Below are 23373 nucleotides of genomic sequence, written 5' to 3' on the forward strand. Positions count from 1 at the left end.
AACACTGGGCGCTCCTGCGAGCGGGCGGGGCCGGCCGGCCGGGGCGCACCGCCGTCAAGGCCGGGAAACGGTCGGCGGGGGCGCCGTAGGGTGTGGCGCATGCCTCAGTCGGTCCACACGCTGCTCATCCTCGGTGCGACGGGCGACCTGTCCGCCCGCCTCCTCCTCCCCGCTGTCGGTCAGCTCCTGACCCGCGAGCCCGATCGCCGCCTGCACCTCGTCGGCGCCGGTCAGGAGGACTGGACGCAGGAGCACTGGCACGAGGTCGTGTCCACGTCGTTCGCCACGGAGACCGCCTCGGGTGCCGGCATCGACGCCCTCGTCTCGGGCACCCGCTACCAGCAGGTGGACGTGACGGATCCGGAGGCGCTCGCCGCGCTGCTCGCGAGCTGCGCGGGACCCGTCGCGATCTACTTCGCCCTGCCGCCGGCGATCGCCGCGAAGGCCTGCGACGCGCTCGCCGCGCACGAGCTGCCGGAGGGGACGGTGCTCGCGCTCGAGAAGCCGTTCGGCACCGACGAGAAGAGCGCCCGGGACCTGAACGCGCGCGTCGCCGCGCTCGTCCCCGAGGACCGGGTGCACCGCGTCGACCACTTCCTCGGCCGCGCGACCGTCATGAACCTGCTCGGGCTGCGCTTCGCGAACCGGATCCTCGAGCCGCTGTGGTCCGCGGAGCACATCGAGAGCGTCGCCATCGTCTACGACGAGCAGCTGGGCCTCGAGGGGCGCGCGGGCTACTACGACGGCGCGGGTGCGCTGATCGACATGATCCAGAGCCACCTGCTGCAGGTGCTGGCGGTCGTCGCGATGGAGCCGCCGTCGACCCTCGGCGCGGCGGACCTGCGCGACGCCAAGGGCATCGTGCTGCGGGCGACGCGGCTGCACGGTGAGGATCTGAGCGCGAACTCGCGCCGGGCCCGCTACACCGCCGGCTCGGTCGACGGGCGCGAGCTCCCCGCCTACACGGACGAGAAGGGCGTCGACCCGTCGCGCAAGACCGAGACGCTGGCCGAGCTGACCGTCGAGATCGACACGTGGCGCTGGGCGGGCGTGCCGTTCACGCTGCGCTCGGGCAAGGCCCTGGGCGAGCGGCGGCGCGAGATCGTGATTCGCTTCAAGCCGGTGCCGCACCTGCCGGCCGGCTTCCACGGGACGGCCGAGGCGTCGGTGCTGCGGCTGTTCCTCGCGCCGGACCAGATGGCGCTGGAGCTGAACATCAACGGCCCGGGCGACCCGTACACGCTCGAGCGCGCGTCGCTCGAGGCGACCTTCGGTGCGGGGGAGCTGCTGGCGTACGGCGAGGTCATCTCGGGGATCCTCGACGACGACCCGTCGCTCTCGGTCCGCGGCGACGCGGCCGAGGAGTGCTGGCGCATCGTCCAGCCCGCGATCGACGCCTGGCGCGCCGACGACGTGCCGCTGGACGAGTACCCGGCCGGCAGCGAGGGCCCGGAGAGCTGGCCGGCGGTCTGAGCGCGCGGGATCTCGATACGCCCGCTGCGCGGGCTACTCGATCAGCGGGGAAGGCGCCGTCTGCGAGGGCTGCTGCATCAGAAGCGGCGCTGCCTGCTCGGCGGCCGTGTCGTTTCATGCTGGTCGAGTAGCCGCGGAGCGGCGTATCGAGACCCGGCGGCAGGCGCGCAGGGCGTTTCGCGCCACAGCACGGCCGGGCTCCGCCCCGACCTACTGTGATCGGCGACCGGTGCTGAGTACGCGCCGGTCTCCGGTTCGAGGGAGTCCCCGTGGTCGTCGTCCTGTCCCCACTCGCCGGGCGCGCCGTGCCCCTCTCGGCCGTCCCCGATCAGCTCTTCGCGGCCGGCGTGATGGGAGCGGGGACGGCGATCGAGCCTCCCGCGGAGCGCGTCGAGGTCCTCTCGCCGGTCCGCGGGGTCCTGCTCCAGGTCCTGCCGCACGCCTTCGTGGTCGTCGCGGACAGCGGACGAGCGGTGCTCGTCCACCTCGGGATCGACACGGTGGGGCTGAAGGGCGCCGGCTTCACGGTCCTCGCCGCCAAGGGCGACCGCGTCGAGGCCGCGACGCCGGTCCTGGAGTACGACGTCCCGGCGATCCTCGCCGCGGGACTCCCGACGGTGGTGCCCGTGGTGGTGCTGGAGCGGACCGCGGACCACGTCGACGCCCTCGTGGAGGACGGCGCGTCCGTCCTCGCCGGTGATCCTCTGCTGTCCGCATGACCGCCCGTACTCGGAGCGCGCCCGCCTCGCGTCGACGACTCGTCGTCCCCGGCTTCGCGGGTCTGCAGCGCCTCGGCAAGAGCCTCATGCTCCCGATCGCGGTGCTCCCCGCCGCCGGACTCCTCCTCCGGATCGGACAACCCGACCTGCTCGGGCGGATCGATCTGCCCGTGATCGGCCCGTTCTTCCAGGCGATGAGCGCGGCGGGCGGTGCCCTCTTCGAGAACCTGGCCCTGCTGTTCGCCGTCGGCGTCGCCATCGGGTTCACCAGGAAGCCGGACGGGTCGACCGCGCTCGCGGCCGTCGTCGGCCACCTCGTGCTCGCGAAGGTCTTCACCGTCCTGTCGCCGATCGTCCTGGCGGGGCGGACGACGGCCGCCGGCGATCAGGTGCAGATCGACTACAGCGTCTTCGGCGGGATCGTGGTCGGTCTGCTCACGGCCGTGCTGTTCGACCGGTTCCACACCATCGCGCTCCCCGCCTACCTCGGATTCTTCAGCGGCCGGCGGTTCGTCCCGATCGTCGTCTCACTCGCGTGCCTCGTCGTCGGCTTCGGTCTGAGCTGGTTCTACCCGGTCTTCGAGTCCGGCCTCACCGGTCTCGGAGCGTTCATCGGCGGCACCGGGGCGCTCGGCGCCTTCGTCTACGGCTTCGCGAACCGCATGCTGATCCCGCTGGGGCTGCACCACATCCTCAATTCGTACGTCTGGTTCCTCCAGGGCTCCTACGCGAACGCCGACGGCGGCGTCGTCACGGGGGAGCTGACGCGCTTCGCCGCGGGCGACCCGACGGCCGGCGCGCTCACCTCGGGCTTCTACCCGGTGCTCATGTTCGGACTCCCGGCGGCGGCGCTGGCGATGATCCACGTGTCGAACCGGTCGCAGCGCGCGGCCGCCATCGGCATCCTCGGTGCGGCCGGCCTGACCGCCTTCCTCACCGGCATCACCGAGCCGCTGGAGTTCGCGTTCATGTTCGCGGCGTTCCCGCTCTACGTCGTGCACGCCGTGCTGACCGGGCTGTCCCTCGCGATCGCGGACCTCCTCGACATCCACCTCGGCTTCTCGTTCTCCGCCGGGCTCGTCGACCTGCTTCTCTACGGCACGGCGCCGGCCGCGAAGAACGTGGGGCTGCTCGTGGTGATGGGAGTCGTGTACTTCGCCGTGTACTACCTGCTGTTCCGGGTCGTCATCCGGAGGTGGAACCTCCGCACGCCGGGCCGGGAGGAAGCCGCCTCCGCAGTGGACGAGGGCGGACCCGTCGCGGTCGTGGCGGACCCGACCTCCGCGTCGAACGGACCGCCGGAGTCCGAGGCCGAGTCGCTCATCGCGGCTTTCGGCGGGCGCGACAACCTCGTCCACGTCGACGCGTGCATCACCCGGCTGCGCGTCCAGGTCGGCGACCGGGCGCTGGTGGATCCCGCACGGCTGAAGGCTCTCGGCGCGGCCGGCGTGCTGGAGGTCGGCGAGAGCGTGCAGGCCGTCTTCGGCCCCCGCGCGGAGGTGCTGAAGAACGACATCCTCGACGTGCTCTGAGGCAGCCCATGGTGGTCGAGTAGCCGCGGATCGGCGTATCGAGACCCCACGTGCTCAGGGGGGTGGATCTCGAACCGCCCTCTGCGAGGGCTACTCGATCAGCATGAGTGGCGCCCTCTGCGAGGGCTACTCGATCAGCATGAGTGGCGCCCTCTGCGAGGGCTACTCGATCAGCATGCAGGGGGCCGACGGGTCAGCGGGTGGCGTCGGCCGGAGTCGCGACGGGCGCGGCATCGGGCTCGGCCCAGACGGCGATCGGCTTCGGGTCCCAGGTGAGGGCGACGGGCTCGGCGACAGGGGCGGCCGGCTCCGCGGTGACGGGGGGAGTGGAGGCGCGCATGACGGGGATGGCGGAGGTGACCGGGTTGGCGGTGGCCTCGACGCCGGCGCGGAGCTGCTCGGCCTGGATGGCGGCGGACAGCTCGTGGGCGAGCGAGCGGGCGAGCATCCCGTGGAAGATCGGGTCGCGGTCGTCGTGGCTGCGGCGGGTGACGACCCAGGCTCCCTCGGCGCCGACGAAGGCGGAGAGGCGCTCGTGCACGACGGCGAAGAGCTCGTCCTGCGTGAGCGCGGGGGCCGCGACGACCTCGGGGGCCGGCTGACGGCGCCTCAGACGAAACCTCATGACGAACCCCGTTTCCCGTGCCGCGTGCTGAGACTCCAGTGTCCAGGGGCGACGGCGCCGGAGCGCGCTGACACGCCGCGGCCGGTGGCTCGCGGCGTGTCAGAAGGCGGTCAGCGGTCGCGCTTCTTGCCGTTCTGCTCCTTGACGAGCTCCTTCGAGTCGTAGGAGACCGAGCCGATGGCGACCGCGAGAGCGATCGCCCAGCTGACCCACTGCAGGGCCAGCCGCCAGTCGCGCGGACCCTTGCGCGTCGTCTGCAGGATGGACCAGCCTCCGACGATCGCGCTGATGACGCTGGAATTGAGGATGAACTTGCGCATCGATTGCCTCCTGTGTTCACCACGACGCTAGTGGCCCGGCCCCGTTCCCTCCCAACGGTTGACACCGCCGACGGCCAGCGGACGGTTCCGTCGTCGGTCCCGCCCGCTACGGTGAACAGCTGCTCGGCGCCGGGCCGCGGCAGGGACCGAGGAGGACGGATACGAGATGCGCACGGCTGTGATCGGGGCGGTGCTCCTCGTGCTCGGCGTGATCGCCGCTCTCACCGGGGTCCTGCCGATGGACGCGCTCGGCGAGCTGGTCGAGCGCACGGCGCCGATCCTGGCCTTCGTGGTCGCCGTCACCGTGGTGGCGGAGCTGGCCTCCGAGGCCGGAGTCTTCACGGTCGTGGCGGAGCGGGCGGCGATCTGGGGCCGCGGGCGGACCGCGCTGCTCTGGCTCCTGGTCGTCGCGATGGCGATCGTCAGCACCGTCTTCCTCTCCCTCGACACCACCGCCGTGCTGCTCACGCCGGTCGTCGTGCTGCTCGCCGCGCACGTGCGGGTGTCGCCGCTGCCGTTCGCGATGGCGACCGTCTGGCTCGCCAATTGCGCCTCCCTGCTGCTCCCTGTGTCGAACCTCACCAACCTCCTGGCAGAGAGGCGGCTCGGCGTCGACGGGCCGCTCGCCTTCGCCGCGCTGACCGCCGCGCCCGCGCTCGTCGCCGCCGTGGTCCCGGTGCTCGTGCTCGCGATCCGCTACCGCCGCGAGCTGGCCGGCCGCTACCGGACGGGGGAGCGGACCCCTGTCGAGGACCGCGTCCTGCTGATCGGCGCCGGCGTCGTCGTCGCGCTGCTGCTGCCCGCCCTCGTCTCCGGGCTCGAGGTGTGGATCCCCGCGGCCGTCGCGGCGCTCGCCCTCGTCGTGCTCTTCGCGGTGCGGCGGCCGTCCGCGCTGAAGGTCTCGCTGCTGCCGTGGCAGCTGGTCGTCTTCGCCTCCGGTCTCTTCGTCGTGATGGAGGCGGCGCACCAGCTCGGGCTCGGAGCGGCGCTCGCCGTGGTCGCGGGCGACGGGAGCGGCGTGGGCGACCTGCTCCGCCTCGCGGGCTCGGGCGTCGTGGCCGCGAACCTCGTCGACAACCTGCCCGCCTATCTCGCGCTCGAGCCGGTCGCCGCCGACCCGGTGCGCCTGGTCGCCCTGCTGATCGGCGTGAACGCCGGCCCGCTGATCACCCCGTGGGCGTCGCTCGCCACCCTGCTCTGGCACCAGCGGCTGACCGCGCTCGGCGTGACGATCTCCTGGCGGCAGTACGCGCTGCTCGGCGCCGTCGCGGTGGTGCCGACGGTCGGCGGTGCGGTGCTCGCGCTGGCCCTCGCCCAGGGCTGAGCCCGGCCCCCGTTCGAGTGCGGCTGGTAGCCTCGGCGGGTACGAAGACGGGCACGACCGACGATCGGGACCACCATTCCTCCGCACTCCGCCTCCGCCCCCGCACCCCTCGAGGACAGCGCCGACGGGACGACTCCAGCCGCCGCCGACCACACCGCCGGAGCGCGCAACGCGTTCGTCGTGGTCTCCAACCGCCTCCCGGTCGACCGCGTCGTCGACGCCGACGGCACCGCCTCGTGGAAGACGTCGCCCGGCGGGCTGGTCACCGCCCTCGAGCCCGTGATGCGGGCCAACGAGGGCGCCTGGGTCGGCTGGCCCGGTGTCGCGGACGAGGAGGTCGCGCCGTTCGAGAACGACGGCGTGCTGATCATCCCGGTCGCCCTGAGCGCCCAGGAGCTCGAGGACTACTACGAGGGCTTCTCGAACGACACCCTCTGGCCGCTGTACCACGACGTGATCGCGCCGCCCACCTACCACCGCGAGTGGTGGGACGCCTACGTGCGGGTGAATCGCCGCTTCGCCGAGGCCGCCGCCGCGGTCACCGAGCAGGACGGCGTGGTCTGGGTGCAGGACTACCAGCTGCAGCTCGTGCCGAAGATGCTCCGCGAGCTGCGCCCGGACGTCACGATCGGCTTCTTCAACCACATCCCGTTCCCGCCCTACGGCATCTTCGCCCAGCTCCCGTGGCGCAAGCAGATCGTCGAGGGCCTGCTCGGCGCCGACGTGATCGGATTCCAGCGCCAGGGCGACGCGGGCAGCTTCCTCCGCGCGGTCCGGCGCCTGCTCGGCTACGACACCCGCAGCACCGTCGTCGAGGTGCCGGTCGAGGACGACGCGGTCGACGGCACCCGCCGGGTCAACCGCTCGCGCCGCGGCGCCAGCGTCCGCCCGGTCGTCGCCCGGCACTTCCCGATCTCGATCGACGCCGCCGCCTTCGAGGCGATGGCGCGCACCCCCGAGATCCAGGAGCGGGCGCGCCAGATCCGCTCCGATCTGGGCGATCCCGAGACCGTCATGCTCGGCGTCGACCGCCTCGACTACACCAAGGGCATCGGCCACCGGCTGAAGGCGTTCGGCGAGCTGCTCGCCGACGGCCGGCTCAGCACCAAGGACGCGGTGCTCGTGCAGGTCGCGAGCCCGAGCCGCGAGCGGGTCGAGACGTACAAGCAGCTGCGGGACGACATCGAGCTGCAGGTCGGCCGGATCAACGGCGACTACGGCACGATCGGCAACCCGGCGATCAGCTACCTGCACCACGGCTACCCGCGCGAGGAGATGGTCGCCCTCTACCTCGCCGCCGACGTGATGCTGGTCACGGCGCTGCGCGACGGGATGAACCTGGTCGCCAAGGAGTACGTCGCCTCCCGCTTCGACAACGACGGCGTGCTCGTGCTGAGCGAGTTCACCGGTGCGGCGGACGAGCTGAAGCAGGCCGTGCAGATCAACCCGCACGACATCTCCGGGCTCAAGGACGCCATCGAGAACGCGGCTCGCATGCCACGGGCCGAGCGCAGCCGCCGGATGCGTGCGCTGCGCCGCCGGGTGCTCGAGAACGACGTCTCGCGCTGGTCGGCGAGCTTCCTCGACGCGCTGAGCGAGCACGCCGCGGGCCAGCAGCTCGACGTGCGGCCGGCCGCGCGGGGCCAGGAGGCGCCGCTCGGCCAGGAGGCGGAGCACCACGAGGACGGCGTCCGCGGTCGCGCGGCCGAGGACGCGCACCACGAGACGGCGGAGGCGACGCGATGACCATCGTGACCCCGACCTCGGGCGAGCACCTGCCCGGCGTGCCCGACCGCCTCGTCGCCGCGCTGCACGAGCTCGCCGCGACCGGCCGCCTGCTGGTGGCGCTCGACTTCGACGGGACGCTCGCGCCCGAGGTCGACGACCCGGCGCACGCCCGCGCCCTGCCCGAGGCGCGCGAGGCGGTCCTCCGACTGCTCGCGCTGCCCGGCACCCGCGTCGCGCTGGTCTCCGGCCGCGCGCTCGGCAGCCTCGAGGAGGTCGCGCAGCTGCCCGACGAGGCGCTGCTGGTCGGCTCGCACGGCATCGAGATCCGCCTCGACCCGGGCGACGACGCCGTCCGCCTCGACGAGACCGAGCTCGCCAAGGTCGGCGTGCTCGAGGACGTGCTGAAGGGCATCGCCCGCGGGATCGACAACGTCTGGATCGAGGACAAGCCGGCCGGCTTCGCCCTGCACACCCGCCTGGCCACCGACCGGCACAGCCGCGTCGCGCACCTCGTCGCCCTGTCGGAGGCGCGCGCCGAGGTCGAGGGCGTCACCGTCCGCGAGGGCAAGAACGTCCTCGAGTTCTCGGTCCGCTCGACCACCAAGGGCGAGGCCGTGCAGCACCTGCGCCGCTACACCGGCGCGACCGCCGTGCTCTACGCCGGCGACGACGTCACGGACGAGGACGCCTTCGCGGTCCTCGGCACCGGCGACGTCGGTGTGAAGAGCGGTCCCGGCACGACCTCCGCCGCCTACCGCGTCCGCGGCCCCGAGCAGATCGCCCACGTGCTGTCGCTCCTCGCCGACTTCCGCGCCACCGCGGACTGAGCCCTACCGGTCGATCCGTCACGAACGGTCGGCGCGCGGCCACTGACACGACCATCGCTGCCGGATCGAGGCGACGGACGCGACCGTTCGCGACGGATCGGGACGCGCTCCGCAGCGCCGGAGCACCGCGCGCGAGGCGGTAGCCTCGTCACATGCCGGAAATCGATTGGAAGCCTCGTTCGCGCACCGTCACGGACGGCATCGAGGCCACGACGTCGCGCGGGATGCTGCGCGCCGTGGGAATGGGCGATGACGACTGGGAGAAGCCCCAGATCGGCATCGCGTCGTCCTGGAACGAGATCACCCCCTGCAACCTCTCGCTGGAGCGCCTCGCGCGCAGCGCGAAGGAGGGCGTGCACTCGGGCGGCGGCTACCCGCTGCAGTTCGGCACCATCTCCGTCTCGGACGGCATCTCGATGGGCCACGAGGGCATGCACTTCTCGCTCGTCTCACGCGAGGTCATCGCCGACTCCGTCGAGACCGTGATGATGGCCGAGCGCCTCGACGGCACCGTCATGCTGGCCGGCTGCGACAAGTCGCTGCCCGGCATGCTGATGGCCGCCGCGCGGCTCGACCTCGCCGCCGTCTTCGTCTACGCCGGCTCGATCGCGCCGGGCTGGGTCAAGCTGTCCGACGGCACCGAGAAGGACATCACGATCATCGACTCCTTCGAGGCGGTCGGCGGCGTCAAGGCCGGGATCATGTCCGAGGAGGACGCCAAGCGCATCGAGTGCGCCTTCGCCCCGGGCGAGGGCTCGTGCGGTGGCATGTACACCGCGAACACGATGGCCAGCGTCGCCGAGGCGCTCGGGATGAGCCTGCCCGGCTCCGCGTCGCCCGCCGCGGCCGACCGCCGCCGCGACTACTTCGCCCGCAAGTCGGGGGAGGCGGTCGTCGAGCTGCTGCGCAACGGCACCACCGCCCGGGACATCCTGACCAAGGAGGCGTTCGAGAACGCGATCGCCGTGGCCATGGCCTTCGGCGGCTCGACCAACGTCATCCTGCACCTGCTCGCGATCGCGAACGAGGCCGAGGTCGACCTCACGATCGACGACTTCAACCGCATCGGCGACACGATCCCGCACATCGGCGACCTCAAGCCGTTCGGCAAGTACGTGATGAACGACGTCGACCGCCACGGCGGCGTCCCCGCCGTGATGAAGGCCCTGCTCGACGCGGGCCTGCTGCACGGCGACTGCCTCACCGTCACCGGGAAGACCGTCGCCGAGAACCTCGCGGCGATGGACATCGCGCCGCTGGACGGCGAGGTCATCCGCACCCTCGACAACCCGATCCACGCCACCGGCGGCCTGACCGTGCTCAAGGGCTCGCTCGCTCCCGAGGGTGCGGTCGTCAAGACGGCCGGCTTCGACGCCTCGGTGTTCGAGGGCCCCGCGCGGGTCTTCGAGCGCGAGCGCGCCGCGATGGACGCGCTGACCGACGGCGAGATCAAGAAGGGCGACGTGGTGGTCATCCGCTACGAGGGCCCCAAGGGCGGCCCGGGCATGCGCGAGATGCTGGCCATCACCGCCGCCATCAAGGGGGCCGGGCTCGGAAAAGATGTACTACTGTTGACCGACGGACGATTCTCAGGCGGCACAACCGGCCTGTGCATCGGCCACATAGCTCCCGAATCGGTGGACGCAGGTCCCATCGCATTCGTTCGCGACGGAGACCCGATTCGGGTCGACATCGCCGCTCGATCGATCGACCTACTCGTCGACGAATCCGAGCTCGCCGCCCGCCGAGAAGGCTGGGCGCCCCTCCCTCCGCGCTACACCCGCGGTGTCCTCGCCAAGTACGCCAAGCTCGTCCGCTCGGCCGCCGAGGGCGCCACCACGGGTTGATCCCGGCCCGCTCGGGCCGGCCGCGCACTCGCGCCTCCCGGGCACCGCTCGCTCGCACTCCGAGCCCCCGGTGCCCGCCGCCGCACACCGCTTCGAAGGAATCGACACCCGCATGACCCCGGACCCGTCCGCCGCGCCTCCCGCCCCGACCCCCCAGCCACCCCGCTCCGCCGCGTCCGCGACGGCGGTCGCTCCCGTCGCCGAGTCGCTCACCGGAGCGCAGGCGGTCGTCCGCTCGCTCGAGATGCTCGGGATCGAGGACGTCTTCGGCCTGCCCGGCGGCGCGATCCTGCCCGTCTACGACCCGCTGATGGACTCGTCGAAGATCCGCCACATCCTGGTCCGCCACGAGCAGGGCGCCGGCCACGCGGCCGAGGGCTACGCGGCGGCGACCGGCAAGCTCGGCGTCTGCATCGCGACCTCCGGGCCCGGTGCGACCAACCTCGTCACGGCGATCGCGGACGCCTACATGGACTCCGTGCCGATGCTCGCGATCACCGGCCAGGTCTTCTCGACGCTGATGGGCACCGACGCCTTCCAGGAGGCGGACATCGTCGGCATCACGATGCCGATCACCAAGCACTCCATCCTGGTCACGCGCCCCGAGGACATCCCCTCGGCGCTCGCCTCCGCGGTGCTGATCGCGACGACGGGTCGCCCCGGCCCGGTGCTCGTCGACATCACCAAGGACGCGCAGCAGGACGCGGCGCCGTTCGTCTGGCCGCCCAAGGTCGACCTGCCCGGCTACCGCCCGGTGACGAAGGCGCACGGCAAGCAGATCCAGGCCGCGGCGCAGCTGCTGGCCGAGGCGAAGAAGCCCGTACTGTACGTGGGCGGCGGCATCATCCGCGCCCGTGCGGCTGCCGAGCTCCTGGCGTTCGCCGAGGCCTGCGGCGCTCCCGTCGTCACGACGCTGATGGCGCGCGGCGCGTTCCCGGACTCGCACGAGCAGCAGCTGGGCATGCCCGGCATGCACGGTACCGTCCCCGCGGTGCTCGCGCTGCAGGAGTCGGACCTGATCCTCGCGCTCGGCTCGCGCTTCGACGACCGGGTGACCGGCAAGGCGGCGCTCTTCGCGCCCAACGCCAAGGTCGTGCACGTCGACATCGACCCCGCCGAGATCTCCAAGATCCGCACGGCCGACGTGCCGATCGTGGGCGACCTCAAGGACGTCCTGCCGGACCTGACCGACGCGTTCGCGAAGGCGATCGACGGCGCGGCGCCGGACACGGCCGACTGGTGGACCTACCTCAAGGGCCTGCAGGGGGAGTTCCCGCTCGGCTACACCGAGCCGGTCGACGGCCTGCTGTCCCCGCAGTACGTGATCAAGCGGATCGGCGAGATCACCGGGCCCGAGGGCGTCTTCGCGTCGGGTGTCGGCCAGCACCAGATGTGGGCGGCGCAGTTCATCAAGTACGAGCGCCCCAACTCGTGGCTCAACTCCGGCGGCGCCGGCACGATGGGCTACTCCGTGCCCGCGGCGATGGGCGCCAAGGTCGGCGAGCCGGACCGCACGGTCTGGGCGATCGACGGTGACGGCTGCTTCCAGATGACCAATCAGGAGCTCGCCACCTGCACGATCAACGACATCCCGATCAAGGTCGCGGTGATCAACAACTCCTCGCTCGGCATGGTGCGCCAGTGGCAGACCCTGTTCTACGAGGGCCGCTACTCGAACACCGACCTCAACACGGGGCACGACACCGTCCGGGTGCCGGACTTCGTGAAGCTCGCGGAGGCCTACGGCGCCCTGGGCATCCGGGTCACCAAGCCGGAGGAGATCGACGCGGCCATCGAGCTGGCGATCGCCACCAACGACCGGCCGGTCGTCATCGACTTCGTGGTCAGCCGCGACTCCATGGTGTGGCCGATGGTCCCGCAGGGCGTCTCGAACAGCTACGTCCAGTACGCCAGAGACCACAGCCCGACCTGGGACGACGAGGAGTAGACCGCATGACCCACCACGTTCTCTCCCTGCTCGTCGAGGACAAGCCGGGACTGCTCACCCGCGTCGCGGGGCTGTTCGCGCGCCGCGGCTTCAACATCGAGTCGCTGGCCGTCGGGCCGACCGAGCTCGAGGGGCTCTCGCGCATCACGGTCGCCGTGGACGTCGAGGACCTGCCGCTCGAGCAGGTGACCAAGCAGCTGAACAAGCTGATCAACGTCATCAAGATCGTCGAGCTCGATCCCGACCAGTCGGTGCACCGCGAGCACCTGCTCGTGAAGGTGCGCGTCGACAACGTCACCCGCTCGCAGGTGCTCGAGGCCGTGAACCTCTTCCGCGCCCGCGTGGTCGACGTCGCGACGGACGCCCTGGTCATCGAGGTCACCGGCGACTCCGGCAAGACCACCGCGTTCCTCCGGGTCATCGAGCCCTACGGGATCAAGGAGATCGCCCAGTCGGGCCTGCTGGCCATCGGCCGCGGCTCGAAGTCGATCACCGAGCGCGTCTTCAAGAACTGACGGCTCCGCGCCGTCCCCTCTGCTCCGCCCACTCCACAACCAGAAAAGGAAGCATCACGTGACCGAGCTCATCTACGACGCCGACGCCGATCTCTCCATCATCCAGTCCAAGAAGGTCGCGATCGTCGGCTACGGCTCGCAGGGCCACGCCCACGCGCAGAACCTCCGCGACTCCGGAGTCCAGGTCGTCATCGCTCTCAAGGAGGGGTCGAAGTCGACCGCCAAGGCCGAGGACGACGGGTTCGAGGTCAAGAGCGTCGCCGACGCCGCCGAGTGGGCCGACCTGATCATGATCCTCGCGCCGGACCAGCACCAGCGCGCCATCTACAGCGAGCAGATCGCGGACAAGCTGACCGAGGGCAAGACGCTCGCCTTCGCGCACGGCTTCAACATCCGCTTCGGCTACATCGAGGCCCCCGCGGGCGTCGACGTGATCCTGATCGCGCCGAAGGCCCCCGGCCACACCGTACGCCGCGAGTTCGTCGCCGGCCGCGGCATCCCGGACATCATCGCCGTCGAGAACGACGCGACCGGCACCGCCTGGGAGACCGCGAAGTCCTACGCGAAGGCCATCGGCGGCACCCGCGCCGGCGTCATCAAGACGACCTTCACCGAGGAGACCGAGACCGACCTGTTCGGCGAGCAGGCCGTGCTCTGCGGCGGCACCTCGCAGCTCGTCCAGTACGGCTTCGAGACCCTCGTCGAGGCCGGCTACCAGCCCGAGATCGCCTACTTCGAGGTGCTCCACGAGCTGAAGCTGATCGTCGACCTGATGTGGGAGGGCGGCATCGCCAAGCAGCGCTGGTCGGTCTCCGACACGGCCGAGTACGGCGACTACGTGTCGGGCCCCCGCGTCATCGACCCGAGCGTCAAGGAGAACATGAAGGCCGTCCTGGGCGACATCCAGAACGGTGCCTTCGCGAAGCGCTTCATCGCGGACCAGGACGCGGGAGCGCCCGAGTTCCAGGAGCTGCGCGCCAAGGGCGAGAAGCACCCGATCGAGGAGACCGGCCGCGAGCTGCGCAAGCTCTTCGCCTGGAAGCAGACCGACGAGGACTACACCGACGGCAGCGTCGCGCGCTAGTCGCCCGCACGGACGGACCTCGGAGCCCCGGGCCGTCGACGGACACCGCTTCTGCGGCGCACGTCGGCGGGGCCGGGGCTCCGTCGCGTCCGGGGCGCTCCGCGCGTCCGCATGCTGGTCGAGCAGCCCCGGAGGGGCGTATCGAGACCCGCCGTCGCCGGAGCGGGTGGCCTGCAGACCCTCGTTCCGGCGGGGGTGGATCTCGATACGCCCGCTGCGCGGGCTACTCGATCAGCATGAAACGGGGCGTTCCTCGGATGCGGTTCGTCCAGGGAGGTCTGCAGGCCCGTGTTCTGGCGGGGGTGGATCTCGATACGCCCGCTGCGCGGGCCACTCGATCAGCAGGCGGACCGCGGGAGAGCTCACGGGGGGCGCGGGTAGCGTGGGGCGGATGGAGCGACGGGCACGGCGGCTGCGGCAGTGGGACGAGGGCGTGGCGGCGGCGCGGGACGGGCTGTCGTACGAGGTGTCGGCGGGGATCGTGCTGTGCGGGGTGGCCGGCGGTGGGCTCGCGGCGGCGCTCGCGCTTGCGTCCGGGGGGATACTCGAGTCGGCGCCGGTGGCGCTGCGGACGGTCACGGCCCTCGCGCTGGCGCTGATCGCCGGCACGGTCCTCGTGGCGACCGCCACCGCCCTGCGGAGACGGACGGAGGCCGCGGGAACCCGCTTCGCCCGGGCCGCCTGGCCGGTCCCCGCCGACCTCGGCCGGGACGACCTCGCGGAGACCGCCGATCTGCCGTTCGACCTGCGACTGCCGGAGGACGCGCTCTCGCCGGCGGACCTCGTCGGCATCCTCGCGCCGTCGCGTGCGGCACGGGCCGAGGCGAGGAGGAGGGCGGCCACGCGGGATCTGCGGGCCCACTCCCTCCTGTTCTCGGCGCTCTCGCTCGTCGGCATCGTCCTCGCGCTCGCCGGCGTGCTGCTGATGATCGCGGTGATCGCGCTGCAGGGCTCGGAGGGGGCCGTCGTCACCGCGGCGGTCGTCGTCGCGGCCGGAGCTGCGGCCGGGATCGGCTCGTCCCAGGCGAACGGTCTGCCGCTGGCGGTGCTGCGCGCGTCCGACGCCGCCCTGGCCCGGAGCCGCGGGCTGCTGGTCGAGCGCTGGCCGGGGGATCTCGAGGAGGGACCGCTGTCAGTGCGCGGGGGAGCGGCGGCAATCGACCGCCGCCGGCTGACCGGACTGGCGCGGAGGCCCGCGCCGTCGAGCGCGGGTGCGGGGCGGGTGGCGCCGATCGTGATGCTCGCGGTGGCGCTGCTGCTGGTGGCGGGACTGCCGCTGCTGTCCTAGCGGCCAACGCTTCGGGATCGGGCGACTCGTCGCGCAGAGCATCAGCGGAGAGTGCTGCTCATCGCCGATGGCGGATGACGAGTGCTCTCGGCTGATGTTCTGCGCGTGAACGCTCGTCAGCGGGCGGCGTCGCGGGCGAGGCGGCGCAGGCCGCCCTTGGGCGGGACGAGCACCGGCTCCGGCCAGCGCGGGGAGAGGTGGTCGCCCAGGGTCACCCGGCGGATCTTCCGGCCGACGAGGGGGAGCACCCAGTCGTGCGCCCAGCGGTACTGGTCGCGCAGCAGCTCGCGCGGCGTGAGCGGCTCGGGCGGGTCCCACGGGCCGGCGGAGATGGTGTGCGGCACGCCGAGGACGTCCAGCACCTGCGCGGCGAGCACGCGGTGCCCGCGCTTGGAGAGGTGCATCCGGTCGCTCGACCACATCGCGGCGTCGCGGAACGCCTGCATCCGCCAGTAGTCGACGAGGACGGCGCCGCGCTCGCGGGCGATGCGGCGGACGGCGCTGTTGTAGACGCGGTTGCGCTTCACGAACATCCGTGGGGCGGGCAGCCCGGGGATGTCGAAGCCGGTGAAGAGCACGAGCGACGCGCCCGTCGTCGCCAGGGCGTCGACCAGGTGCTCGTAGCCGTCGATCAGGACGCGCATGTCGGTGGCGAGGTCGAGGATGTCGTTGCCGCCGGCGTAGAGGGTGACGAGGGTCGGCCGCAGCTCGAGCGCGGGCGTCAGCTGCTCCGCGGTGATCTGGGCGAGCCGCTTGGAGCGGATCGCGAGGTTCGCGTACTCCCAGCCGGGTTCGGCGCGGGCGAGCCGGTCGGCCACGCGGTCGGCCCATCCGCGCACGCCGTTGGGCAGGAGCCGGTGCGGGTCGCCGACGCCCTCGGTGAAGGAGTCGCCGATCGCGACGTAGCGGCGCCGGCCGCCCTCCACCCCGCGTTCGTCCGTCCCCGACTGCTCCGCCATCCCCGAAGGGTCGCCCGCCGGGGAGGCCGGGCGGTGACGCCGCGGTGGCGGGGAGGTGTCGGGCTGCTCCGAGCCGACGGCGAGGCCGCGCGGCTAGGGTGTTGCGGTGATCGACAGCAGACCCGAGGACGACCGGGACGACGACGCGCTCAGCTGGGCGGGCGAGGGCGGCGACCCCACCCTGGTGGCGGGCGACGCCCCGGTGCGACGCCGGACGCCCCGTGCGGTGCGCTCGGCTCCGGAGGTCCGTGAGACGCGCGAGGGCGACGTCGACGAGCTGCCGGACGAGCTCCGCGAGGACGACGACGAGCTCGAGGACGACGAGGACGACGAGCGCGACGCCGCCGACGCGGCGGCCGCCTCCTCCGTGCTGCTGGTGGCGATGGGCGTCGCCGCGGGCCTGTACCTGCTCTGGACGATCGGCTGGATGATCACCGCGACACGGCAGAACGCCACGGTCGCCGGGACGTTCGGGGGCGACCCGCTCGGCGGCGGACTCTACGGCCTCGGACTCTGGCTCGCGGTCGCGGGGCCGGCGGCCTGGTTCGCCGCCGTGCTACTCGGCACGCGGAGCGCCCGCACGCGCACCCGGGTGCTCTGGCTGATCGCCGGGCTGATCCTGCTGGCACCCCTGCCGTTCCTGAAGGGGGCGTGATGAGCGACTCCGCATCGAGCGACTCCGCATCGAACGACTCCGCATCGAACGACTCCGTCGCGACCGGGAGCACGGTGAAGGCGACCCTCGGCGGGACCGGACACCGTGACGGCGGTCGGAAGCGCCTCCTGCTCTCGGTGCTGATCGCCGCGGTCTTCGCCCTGTTCTTCGCCTGGGACGTCTGGGAGGGGATCGGCAACCTGGTCGGCCTGCGCGCCTACGCCGCCACGCTCGGCACCGATCTGAACGGCACGGGCTGGACGGTGCTGCTGCTCGGGCTGGCGCTGCCGGTGGTCTGCTTCGTGCTGGCACTGATTCTCGGCCGCCGGCGCGGGCTCCTGGCGCGGACCGGGCTGCTGTTCGCGGCGCTCTGCCTCTCCGCGGCGCTGTCGCTCGACGTGCAGCTGATCCTCGGATTCGAGAGCCTCGTCTCGCTCTAGGCCGCCGTCGCGCCCGCCGTCGAGGCCGGGCGTCACACGGCCGGGGACGGCTGCGGGCCTCCGCTAAAGTGGCGGGGGCTCCACCGATGCCCGTGCTCGGTGCCCGCTCCGTCCCCTCTCCGAAGGAAGCGCCTCTCGTGACTAAGCCGGTCGTCCTGATCGCCGAAGAACTCTCGCCCGCCACCGTGGACGCCCTCGGTCCCGACTTCGAGATCCGCTCCGTGGACGGCACCGACCGCCCCGCGCTGCTCGAGGCGCTCGGCTCGGCCGACGCGATCCTGGTCCGCTCCGCGACGCAGGTCGACGCGGAGGCGATCGCCGCGGCGCCCTCGCTCAAGGTCGTCGCGCGCGCCGGCGTGGGCCTCGACAACGTCGACATCACCGCCGCGACCGCCGCGGGCGTCATGGTCGTGAACGCGCCGACCTCGAACATCATCTCGGCCGCCGAGCTCACCGTCGGCCACATCCTGAGCCTCGCCCGTCACATCCCGGCGGCGCACAGCGCGCTCGCGCAGGGCCTCTGGAAGCGCTCGAAGTACACCGGTGTCGAGCTCTACGAGAAGACGGTCGGCATCATCGGCCTGGGCCGCATCGGCGCGCTGATCACCGCGCGCCTGCAGGCCTTCGGCGTGAACGTCGTCGCGTACGACCCCTACGTCACCAGCGCCCGCGCGCAGCAGCTCGGCGTGACGCTCCTGCCGCTCGAGGAGCTCCTCGCGCAGAGCGACTTCATCACCATCCACATGCCGAAGACCCCGGAGACCACCGGGATGATCTCGGACGCGCAGCTCGCACTGATGAAGCCGACCGCGTTCCTGGTGAACGTCGCGCGTGGCGGGCTGATCGACGAGGACGCGCTGCACCGCGCGCTCGTCGCCAAGACCATCGCCGGCGCCGGGCTCGACGTGTTCGTCAAGGAGCCGCCGACCGACTCGCCGCTGCTCGCCCTCGAGAACGTGGTCGTCACTCCCCACCTCGGCGCGTCGACGGACGAGGCGCAGGAGAAGGCCGGCGTCTCGGTCGCGAAGTCGGTGCGACTCGCGCTCTCGGGCGAGCTCGTGCCGGACGCGGTGAACGTCGCCGGCGGCGTCATCGACCCGTACGTCCGCCCGGGCATCCCGCTGGTCGAGAAGCTGGGCCAGGTCTTCTCCGGCCTCGCCGCCTCGCCGGTCACGTCGATCGACGTCGAGGTGCGCGGCGAGCTGGCCGGCTTCGACGTCAAGGTGCTCAAGCTCGCGGCGCTCAAGGGCGTCTTCAGCAACGTGGTGTCGGAGACGGTGTCGTACGTCAACGCGCCGGTGCTCGCGGAGCAGCGCGGCATCGAGGTGCGGCTGATCACGGACGCGGTCTCGGACGAGTACCGCAACGTGATCACACTCCGCGGCGCCCTCTCGGACGGCTCGCAGATCTCGGTCTCGGGCACGCTGACCGGCACCAAGCAGGTCGAGAAGCTCGTCGCGATCAACGGCTACGACGTCGAGGTGCCGCTCGCGAAGCACCACGTGGTGATGAGCTACGTCGACCGTCCCGGGATCGTCGCGGTCTACGGGCGCGAGTTCGGCGAGGCCTCCGTCAACATCGCGGGCATGCAGATCGCGCGCACCGAGGCGGGCGGCAAGGCCCTCTCGGTGATCACGATCGACTCGCCGGCGCCGGACGGACTGCTGGAGAAGGTCCGCGTCGCGATCGACGCCGACCTGATGCAGGAGATCGACATCACCGAGTAGGTCCGAGCGCGGCGGAGGAGACGGCAGCATGGAGCGCAGGTTCGCCCAGGTCGACGTGTTCGGCGCGGAGCCGTTCCTCGGCAACCCGGTGGCGGTGGTCGTCGACGGCGACGGCGTGTCCGACGCGTCGATGGCCGTGTTCGCGCGCTGGACGAACCTTTCGGAGACGACGTTCCTGCTGCCGCCCACGACCCCGGAGGCCGACTACCGGCTGCGGATCCTCACGCCGCGGCGCGAGCTGCCGTTCGCCGGGCACCCGACGCTCGGCAGTGCGCACGCCTGGCTCGCGGCCGGGGGAGTGCCCCGCGACTCCGGAGTGCTGGTGCAGGAGTGCGCGGCCGGGCTCGTGCGGCTCCGGGTGTCGGACGGGGCGATCGCGTTCGCGGCGCCGCCGCGGCAGCGCACGGGGCCGGTGGACGAGCCGACGCTGGCGCGTGCGGCGGCGGCGCTGGGGCTCGCGCGCGAGGAGATCCTCGGGCACGAGTGGGCGGACAACGGGCCGGGCTGGCTGGCGCTGCGGCTGGAGTCGGCGGAGCGGGTGCTCGCGATCCGCCCGGAGTCGGCGCAGCTCGGCGGGCTCGCGGTCGGCGTGGTCGGGCCGCATCCGGCGGGGGCGGAGTGCGCCTTCGAGGTGCGCGCGTTCATCCCGGACGCGGGGGTGGCGGAGGATCCGGTGACGGGGAGTCTCAACGCAGGCATCGCGCAGTGGCTGATCGGGGCCGGGCTGGCGCCCGAGCGCTACGTCGCAGCGCAGGGGACGGCGATGGGGCGCGCGGGACGCGTGCTCGTCGAGCGCGTGGGGGACGACGTGTGGATCGGCGGGGCGACGGCGACGCTGATCGAGGGGACAGTGCGGCTGTAGGCGGCGGGTCTCGATACGCCGGCCCTGCGGCCGGCTACTCGACCAGCATGCTCCGCGTCCTTCGCGCGGCCGCTCCTCCGGGGTCAGCTCGGGAGGAGGCGGGCGATGACGGCGAGGACGTCGGCGGCCTCGCCGCGGGGGCTGTCGCCGGTGGGGAGCAGGGCGGAGTTGTAGTAGAGGCCGTCGCTCAGCAGGACGATGGCGCGGGCGACCAGGGGGTCGCCGACGGCCTCGGCGACGACGGCGTACCAACTGTCGTGGATGCGGGCGAGGCCGGCGCTCGCGCGCTCGTCGTGGCCCTGGGCCACGCGCGAGACGGCGAGGATGGTGCGGTCGAAGGGGGTGTCCGCGGCGAACGAGGTGCGGATGAGGTACGGGACGACGCCCTCGTCGGACGTGCGGATCCGGTCGATGTCCTCGGCGAGGCGGTCGTCGAGCCGTCCGACGAGTCCGTCGACGAGGGCGTCCTTCGAGGGGAAGTGGTACAGCAGCCCGCCCTTGGAGACTCCGGCGGCCTTCGCGACGGCGTCGAGGGTGGCCGAGCGCTCGCCCTGCTCGATCAGCAGGGCCTCGAACGCGTCGAGGACGCGGTCGCGGGCGGGGGCGGCGGGCATGGGCTCCATCCTAGGGACGGATCCCGGTTCCGCCCCTGGCTACTGTACCGGCTGGACGGTATACTCGATCGCGATCACCCCGTCCGAGAGAGAGCACCACTGTGTCCGCCCGCACCGCACCCGTCACCACCGTCACGACCCCCGGCCCCGCCTCGCGCGCCGCCGTCGAGCCCGACGGTCCCCGCGTCGGGCGCCGCGCCTGGTTCGCGCTGGCCGTGCTGATGCTGCCGGTGCTCCTCGTATCGGTCGACAACACCGTCCTCAACTTCGCGCTGCCGCTGATCGCGGAGGACCTCGGTCCCTCCGGCACCGAGCTGCTCTGGATCGTCGACGCCTACCCGCTCGTGCTCGCCGGACTGCTGGTGGCGATGGGCAGCCTCGGCGACCGGGTCGGCCGGCGGAAGCTCCTGCTGATCGGCGCGGTCGGCTTCGCGGTGGTCTCCGTCGCGGCGGCCTTCGCTCCGACGGCCGGCGCGCTCATCGCCGCCCGCGCGGCGCTCGGTCTCTTCGGCGCCACCCTGATGCCGTCGACCCTCTCCCTCCTGCGCAGCCTCTTCCCGAACCGCGACCAGCGCCGGATGGCGATCGCGATCTGGGCGACCGGGTTCGCGGTCGGCTCGGCCGTCGGCCCGCTGGTCGGCGGCGTGCTGCTGGAGAACTTCCCCTGGGGCTCCGTGTTCCTGCTCGCGGTGCCGGTGCTGCTGCCGCTGGTGGTGCTCGCGCCGATCCTGGTGCCGGAGTCGCGTGACCCGAAGCCGGGCCCGGTCGACGTGGTCAGCATCGTGCTGTCGCTCGCGACGATGGCGCCGATCGTCTACGCGATCAAGTCGGCCGCCGAGCACGGGATCGACGCGGTCGCGGTGCTCTCGCTCGTGGTCGGCGTCGTGAGCGGCGTGCTCTTCGTGCGCCGGCAGCAGCGCCGCGAGGTGCCGATGCTCGACCTCTCGCTCTTCCGCCGCGGCTCGTTCAGCGCGGCCATCCTGGTCAACCTGCTCAGCGTCGTCGCGCTGGTCGGCGGGCTGTTCTTCGTCTCGCAGCACCTCCAGCTCGTCGTCGGCCTCTCGCCGCTCGAGGCCGGGCTGGTATTGGTGCCCGGGCTCGTGGTGATGATCGGCGCGGGGCTCGGCGTGGTGCCGATCGCCCGGCGGATCTCGCCGCGGATCGTCGTGCCGGCGGGACTCGTGATCTCGGCGGTGGGCTACGCGCTGCTCGCCATCGGCAGCGCGGCGCCCGGCGGCGCCTCCGCGCTGACCGTCGCGATCTCGTTCGCCTTCCTCGGCCTCGGGATCGGCGCGGCCGAGACGGTCTCCAACGAGCTGGTGCTCGCGAACGCGCCGGCCGACAAGGCCGGATCCGCCTCGGCGGTGTCGGAGACGGCGTACGAGCTGGGCGCGGTGCTCGGCACGGCGACGCTCGGCACGGTGCTGACGGCCGCCTACCGGAGCGGCGTCGTGCTGCCCGAGGGCCTCGACGCCGGCCAGGCGCAGCGCGCGGGGGAGACCCTGGGCGGTGCGGTCGCGGTCGCGGGCGAGATCCCCGCGGAGTCGGCGTCGAGCCTGCTCGCCTCGGCCGGAGCCGCGTTCGACGCGGGCGTCGGCTGGTCGGCCTGGATCGGCGTCGGACTGGTGCTGCTCGCCGGTGTGGTGGCGGCCTGGCGCCTGCGCCGGAGCTGACGCGGCGCGACCGGCGGGCGGCGCGGCCCGAGAGTACGCTGGGCTGGTCTCCTGCCCCGCACGCTCGAGTGCTCCGCGCGCCCAGTCCCCTGGACGCGCAGCACTCCGGCCCGTGCCCCCCGCACGTCTGAGGACCGCCATGACCCGCACCGTGAAGCTCGCCGTCATCCCCGGAGACGGGATCGGACCGGAGGTGATCGCCGAGGCCGTGAAGGTCCTCGACGCCGTCATCGCCGACTCCGACCTGGTGATCGAGAAGACGCCGTTCTCGCTCGGCGCCGGCCGGTTCCTCGAGACCGGCGACGTCCTCACCGACGAGGACCTCGCCTCGATCTCCGCGCACGACGCGATCCTGCTCGGCGCCGTCGGCGGCGTGCCCGGCGACCCGCGCCTCAGGGACGCGAACATCGAGCGCGGGCTGCTGCTGCGCCTGCGCTTCGCGCTCGACCACTACGTCAACCTCCGCCCGACCCGCCTCTACGCGGGCGTGCCGTCGCCGCTGTCGGCGCCCGGCGAGGTCGACTTCGTCGTCGTCCGCGAGGGCACCGAGGGGCTGTACGTCGGCAACGGCGGGTCGATCCGCCAGGGGACGCCGCACGAGATCGCCAACGAGGTCTCGGTGAACACGGCCTACGGCGTCGAGCGCGTCGTCCGGCACGCCTTCGAGCTGGCCCGCAAGCGCCGCTCGAAGCTGACGCTGGTGCACAAGACGAACGTGCTGGTCTTCGCGGGCTCGCTGTGGAAGCGGCTCGTGGACGAGGTGGGGGCCACCTACGAGGACGTGGCCGTCGACTACCTCCACGTGGACGCGGCGACGATCTTCCTGGTGACCGATCCTGCTAGGTTCGACGTCATCGTCACCGACAACCTGTTCGGCGACATCCTGACCGATCTGGCCGGCGCGATCAGCGGCGGCATCGGACTCGCGGCCTCGGGCAACATCAACCCCGACGGCGCGTTCCCCAGCATGTTCGAGCCGGTCCACGGATCCGCGCCCGACATCGCCGGGAAGCAGCTCGCCGATCCGACCGCCGCGATCCTGTCGGTGGCGCTGCTGCTCGACCACCTGGGTCGCGGCGACGAGGCCGCCCGCGTGACGGCGGCCGTGACCGCCGACATCGAGTCGCGCGACGGCACCCCGCGCTCCACGGCCGCGATCGGCGACTCCGTCGTCTCGCGGCTCCGCTGACCCTCCTCTCCGGCCCCCGCCCCC

General features: G+C 72.5%; 21 protein-coding genes. 17 read left to right on the forward strand and 4 right to left on the reverse strand.

Features of this window, described 5'->3' with window-relative positions:
* Positions 1–99 precede the first annotated feature (99 nt).
* From MT353_RS18415 to MT353_RS18425, 3 genes are all read left to right on the forward strand, one after another.
* Complete coding sequence (locus MT353_RS18415) at positions 100–1473, forward strand: glucose-6-phosphate dehydrogenase (protein WP_243625544.1); 1374 nt, start codon at positions 100–102, stop codon at positions 1471–1473.
* Between the two features lie 269 nt (positions 1474–1742).
* Positions 1743–2192 carry a PTS glucose transporter subunit IIA gene (locus MT353_RS18420; protein ID WP_243625545.1) on the forward strand — a complete coding sequence of 150 codons (450 nt, stop codon included), beginning with the start codon at positions 1743–1745 and terminating at the stop codon, positions 2190–2192.
* Positions 2189–3724: a PTS transporter subunit EIIC gene (locus MT353_RS18425; protein ID WP_243598574.1), complete on the forward strand. Its 1536-nt coding sequence runs from the start codon at positions 2189–2191 to the stop codon at positions 3722–3724. Before MT353_RS18420 ends, MT353_RS18425 begins: the two co-directional genes overlap by 4 nt.
* A gap of 193 nt (positions 3725–3917) precedes the next feature.
* On the opposite strand, the gene MT353_RS18430 is transcribed toward MT353_RS18425, so the two are convergent.
* Entirely contained in the window at positions 3918–4349 is a 432-nt protein-coding gene (locus MT353_RS18430; protein WP_243598575.1) for a hypothetical protein, read from the reverse strand.
* Between the two features lie 110 nt (positions 4350–4459).
* On the reverse strand, positions 4460–4669 hold the full coding sequence (locus tag MT353_RS18435) for a hypothetical protein (protein WP_123447985.1): 210 nt from the start codon (positions 4667–4669) through the stop codon (positions 4460–4462).
* Positions 4670–4835: 166 nt separating this feature from the next.
* Here MT353_RS18435 and MT353_RS18440 point away from each other — a divergent pair, with 166 nt between their 5' ends.
* The 8 genes from MT353_RS18440 to MT353_RS18475 all read left to right on the forward strand — a co-directional run bounded on the left by MT353_RS18440 (position 4836) and on the right by MT353_RS18475 (position 15230).
* On the forward strand, positions 4836–5993 hold the full coding sequence (locus MT353_RS18440) for an SLC13 family permease (RefSeq protein WP_132438509.1): 1158 nt from the start codon (positions 4836–4838) through the stop codon (positions 5991–5993).
* A 180-nt stretch (positions 5994–6173) separates the two neighbouring features.
* Positions 6174–7739: a trehalose-6-phosphate synthase gene (locus tag MT353_RS18445; protein ID WP_243598577.1), complete on the forward strand. Its 1566-nt coding sequence runs from the start codon at positions 6174–6176 to the stop codon at positions 7737–7739.
* Complete coding sequence (gene otsB, locus MT353_RS18450) at positions 7736–8548, forward strand: trehalose-phosphatase (RefSeq protein WP_243625546.1); 813 nt, start codon at positions 7736–7738, stop codon at positions 8546–8548. Before MT353_RS18445 ends, otsB begins: the two co-directional genes overlap by 4 nt.
* 152 nt (positions 8549–8700) lie before the next feature.
* Positions 8701–10395: a dihydroxy-acid dehydratase gene (gene ilvD / locus MT353_RS18455; RefSeq protein ID WP_123447980.1), complete on the forward strand. Its 1695-nt coding sequence runs from the start codon at positions 8701–8703 to the stop codon at positions 10393–10395.
* Positions 10396–10507: 112 nt separating this feature from the next.
* Positions 10508–12343 (forward strand): acetolactate synthase large subunit, encoded by a 1836-nt coding sequence (locus MT353_RS18460; protein ID WP_243598579.1) that lies wholly within the window; start codon positions 10508–10510, stop codon positions 12341–12343.
* 5 nt (positions 12344–12348) lie between these two features.
* Positions 12349–12858: an acetolactate synthase small subunit gene (ilvN, locus tag MT353_RS18465; protein ID WP_123447978.1), complete on the forward strand. Its 510-nt coding sequence runs from the start codon at positions 12349–12351 to the stop codon at positions 12856–12858.
* 58 nt (positions 12859–12916) lie between these two features.
* Positions 12917–13942, forward strand: coding sequence for a ketol-acid reductoisomerase (gene ilvC / locus MT353_RS18470; RefSeq protein ID WP_123447977.1), 1026 nt, complete (start codon positions 12917–12919; stop codon positions 13940–13942).
* Positions 13943–14333: 391 nt separating this feature from the next.
* Positions 14334–15230: a hypothetical protein gene (locus MT353_RS18475; protein ID WP_243625547.1), complete on the forward strand. Its 897-nt coding sequence runs from the start codon at positions 14334–14336 to the stop codon at positions 15228–15230.
* 116 nt (positions 15231–15346) lie between these two features.
* Here the strand turns inward: MT353_RS18475 and MT353_RS18480 are convergent, their stop codons facing one another.
* Positions 15347–16189: an SGNH/GDSL hydrolase family protein gene (locus MT353_RS18480; RefSeq protein ID WP_243625548.1), complete on the reverse strand. Its 843-nt coding sequence runs from the start codon at positions 16187–16189 to the stop codon at positions 15347–15349.
* 106 nt (positions 16190–16295) lie between these two features.
* Here MT353_RS18480 and MT353_RS18485 point away from each other — a divergent pair, with 106 nt between their 5' ends.
* From MT353_RS18485 to MT353_RS18500, 4 genes are all read left to right on the forward strand, one after another.
* A complete protein-coding gene (locus MT353_RS18485; RefSeq protein WP_243625549.1) occupies positions 16296–16844 on the forward strand; it encodes a hypothetical protein in 549 nt (182 codons plus the stop codon).
* Positions 16844–17284: a hypothetical protein gene (locus tag MT353_RS18490; RefSeq protein ID WP_243625550.1), complete on the forward strand. Its 441-nt coding sequence runs from the start codon at positions 16844–16846 to the stop codon at positions 17282–17284. The genes MT353_RS18485 and MT353_RS18490 overlap by 1 nt, the downstream gene beginning before the upstream one ends.
* Before the next feature lie 137 nt (positions 17285–17421).
* Entirely contained in the window at positions 17422–19011 is a 1590-nt protein-coding gene (gene serA / locus MT353_RS18495; protein WP_123447972.1) for a phosphoglycerate dehydrogenase, read from the forward strand.
* A gap of 28 nt (positions 19012–19039) precedes the next feature.
* Positions 19040–19873: a PhzF family phenazine biosynthesis protein gene (locus MT353_RS18500; RefSeq protein WP_243625551.1), complete on the forward strand. Its 834-nt coding sequence runs from the start codon at positions 19040–19042 to the stop codon at positions 19871–19873.
* A gap of 83 nt (positions 19874–19956) precedes the next feature.
* On the opposite strand, the gene MT353_RS18505 is transcribed toward MT353_RS18500, so the two are convergent.
* Positions 19957–20487 carry a TetR/AcrR family transcriptional regulator gene (locus tag MT353_RS18505; RefSeq protein WP_123447970.1) on the reverse strand — a complete coding sequence of 177 codons (531 nt, stop codon included), beginning with the start codon at positions 20485–20487 and terminating at the stop codon, positions 19957–19959.
* 101 nt (positions 20488–20588) lie between these two features.
* Between MT353_RS18505 and MT353_RS18510 the strand changes: the two genes are divergently transcribed.
* Both MT353_RS18510 and MT353_RS18515 read left to right on the forward strand, forming a co-directional pair.
* Positions 20589–22160, forward strand: coding sequence for an MFS transporter (locus MT353_RS18510; RefSeq protein ID WP_243625552.1), 1572 nt, complete (start codon positions 20589–20591; stop codon positions 22158–22160).
* Between the two features lie 139 nt (positions 22161–22299).
* Positions 22300–23349, forward strand: a complete 1050-nt coding sequence (locus tag MT353_RS18515) for a 3-isopropylmalate dehydrogenase (protein ID WP_243625553.1) — start codon at positions 22300–22302, stop codon at positions 23347–23349.
* The last annotated feature ends 24 nt before the right edge of the window (positions 23350–23373 follow it).

The sequence above is a fragment of the Rathayibacter sp. VKM Ac-2927 genome (assembly GCF_022815525.1).
Classification (GTDB): Bacteria; Actinomycetota; Actinomycetes; order Actinomycetales; family Microbacteriaceae; genus Rathayibacter; species Rathayibacter festucae.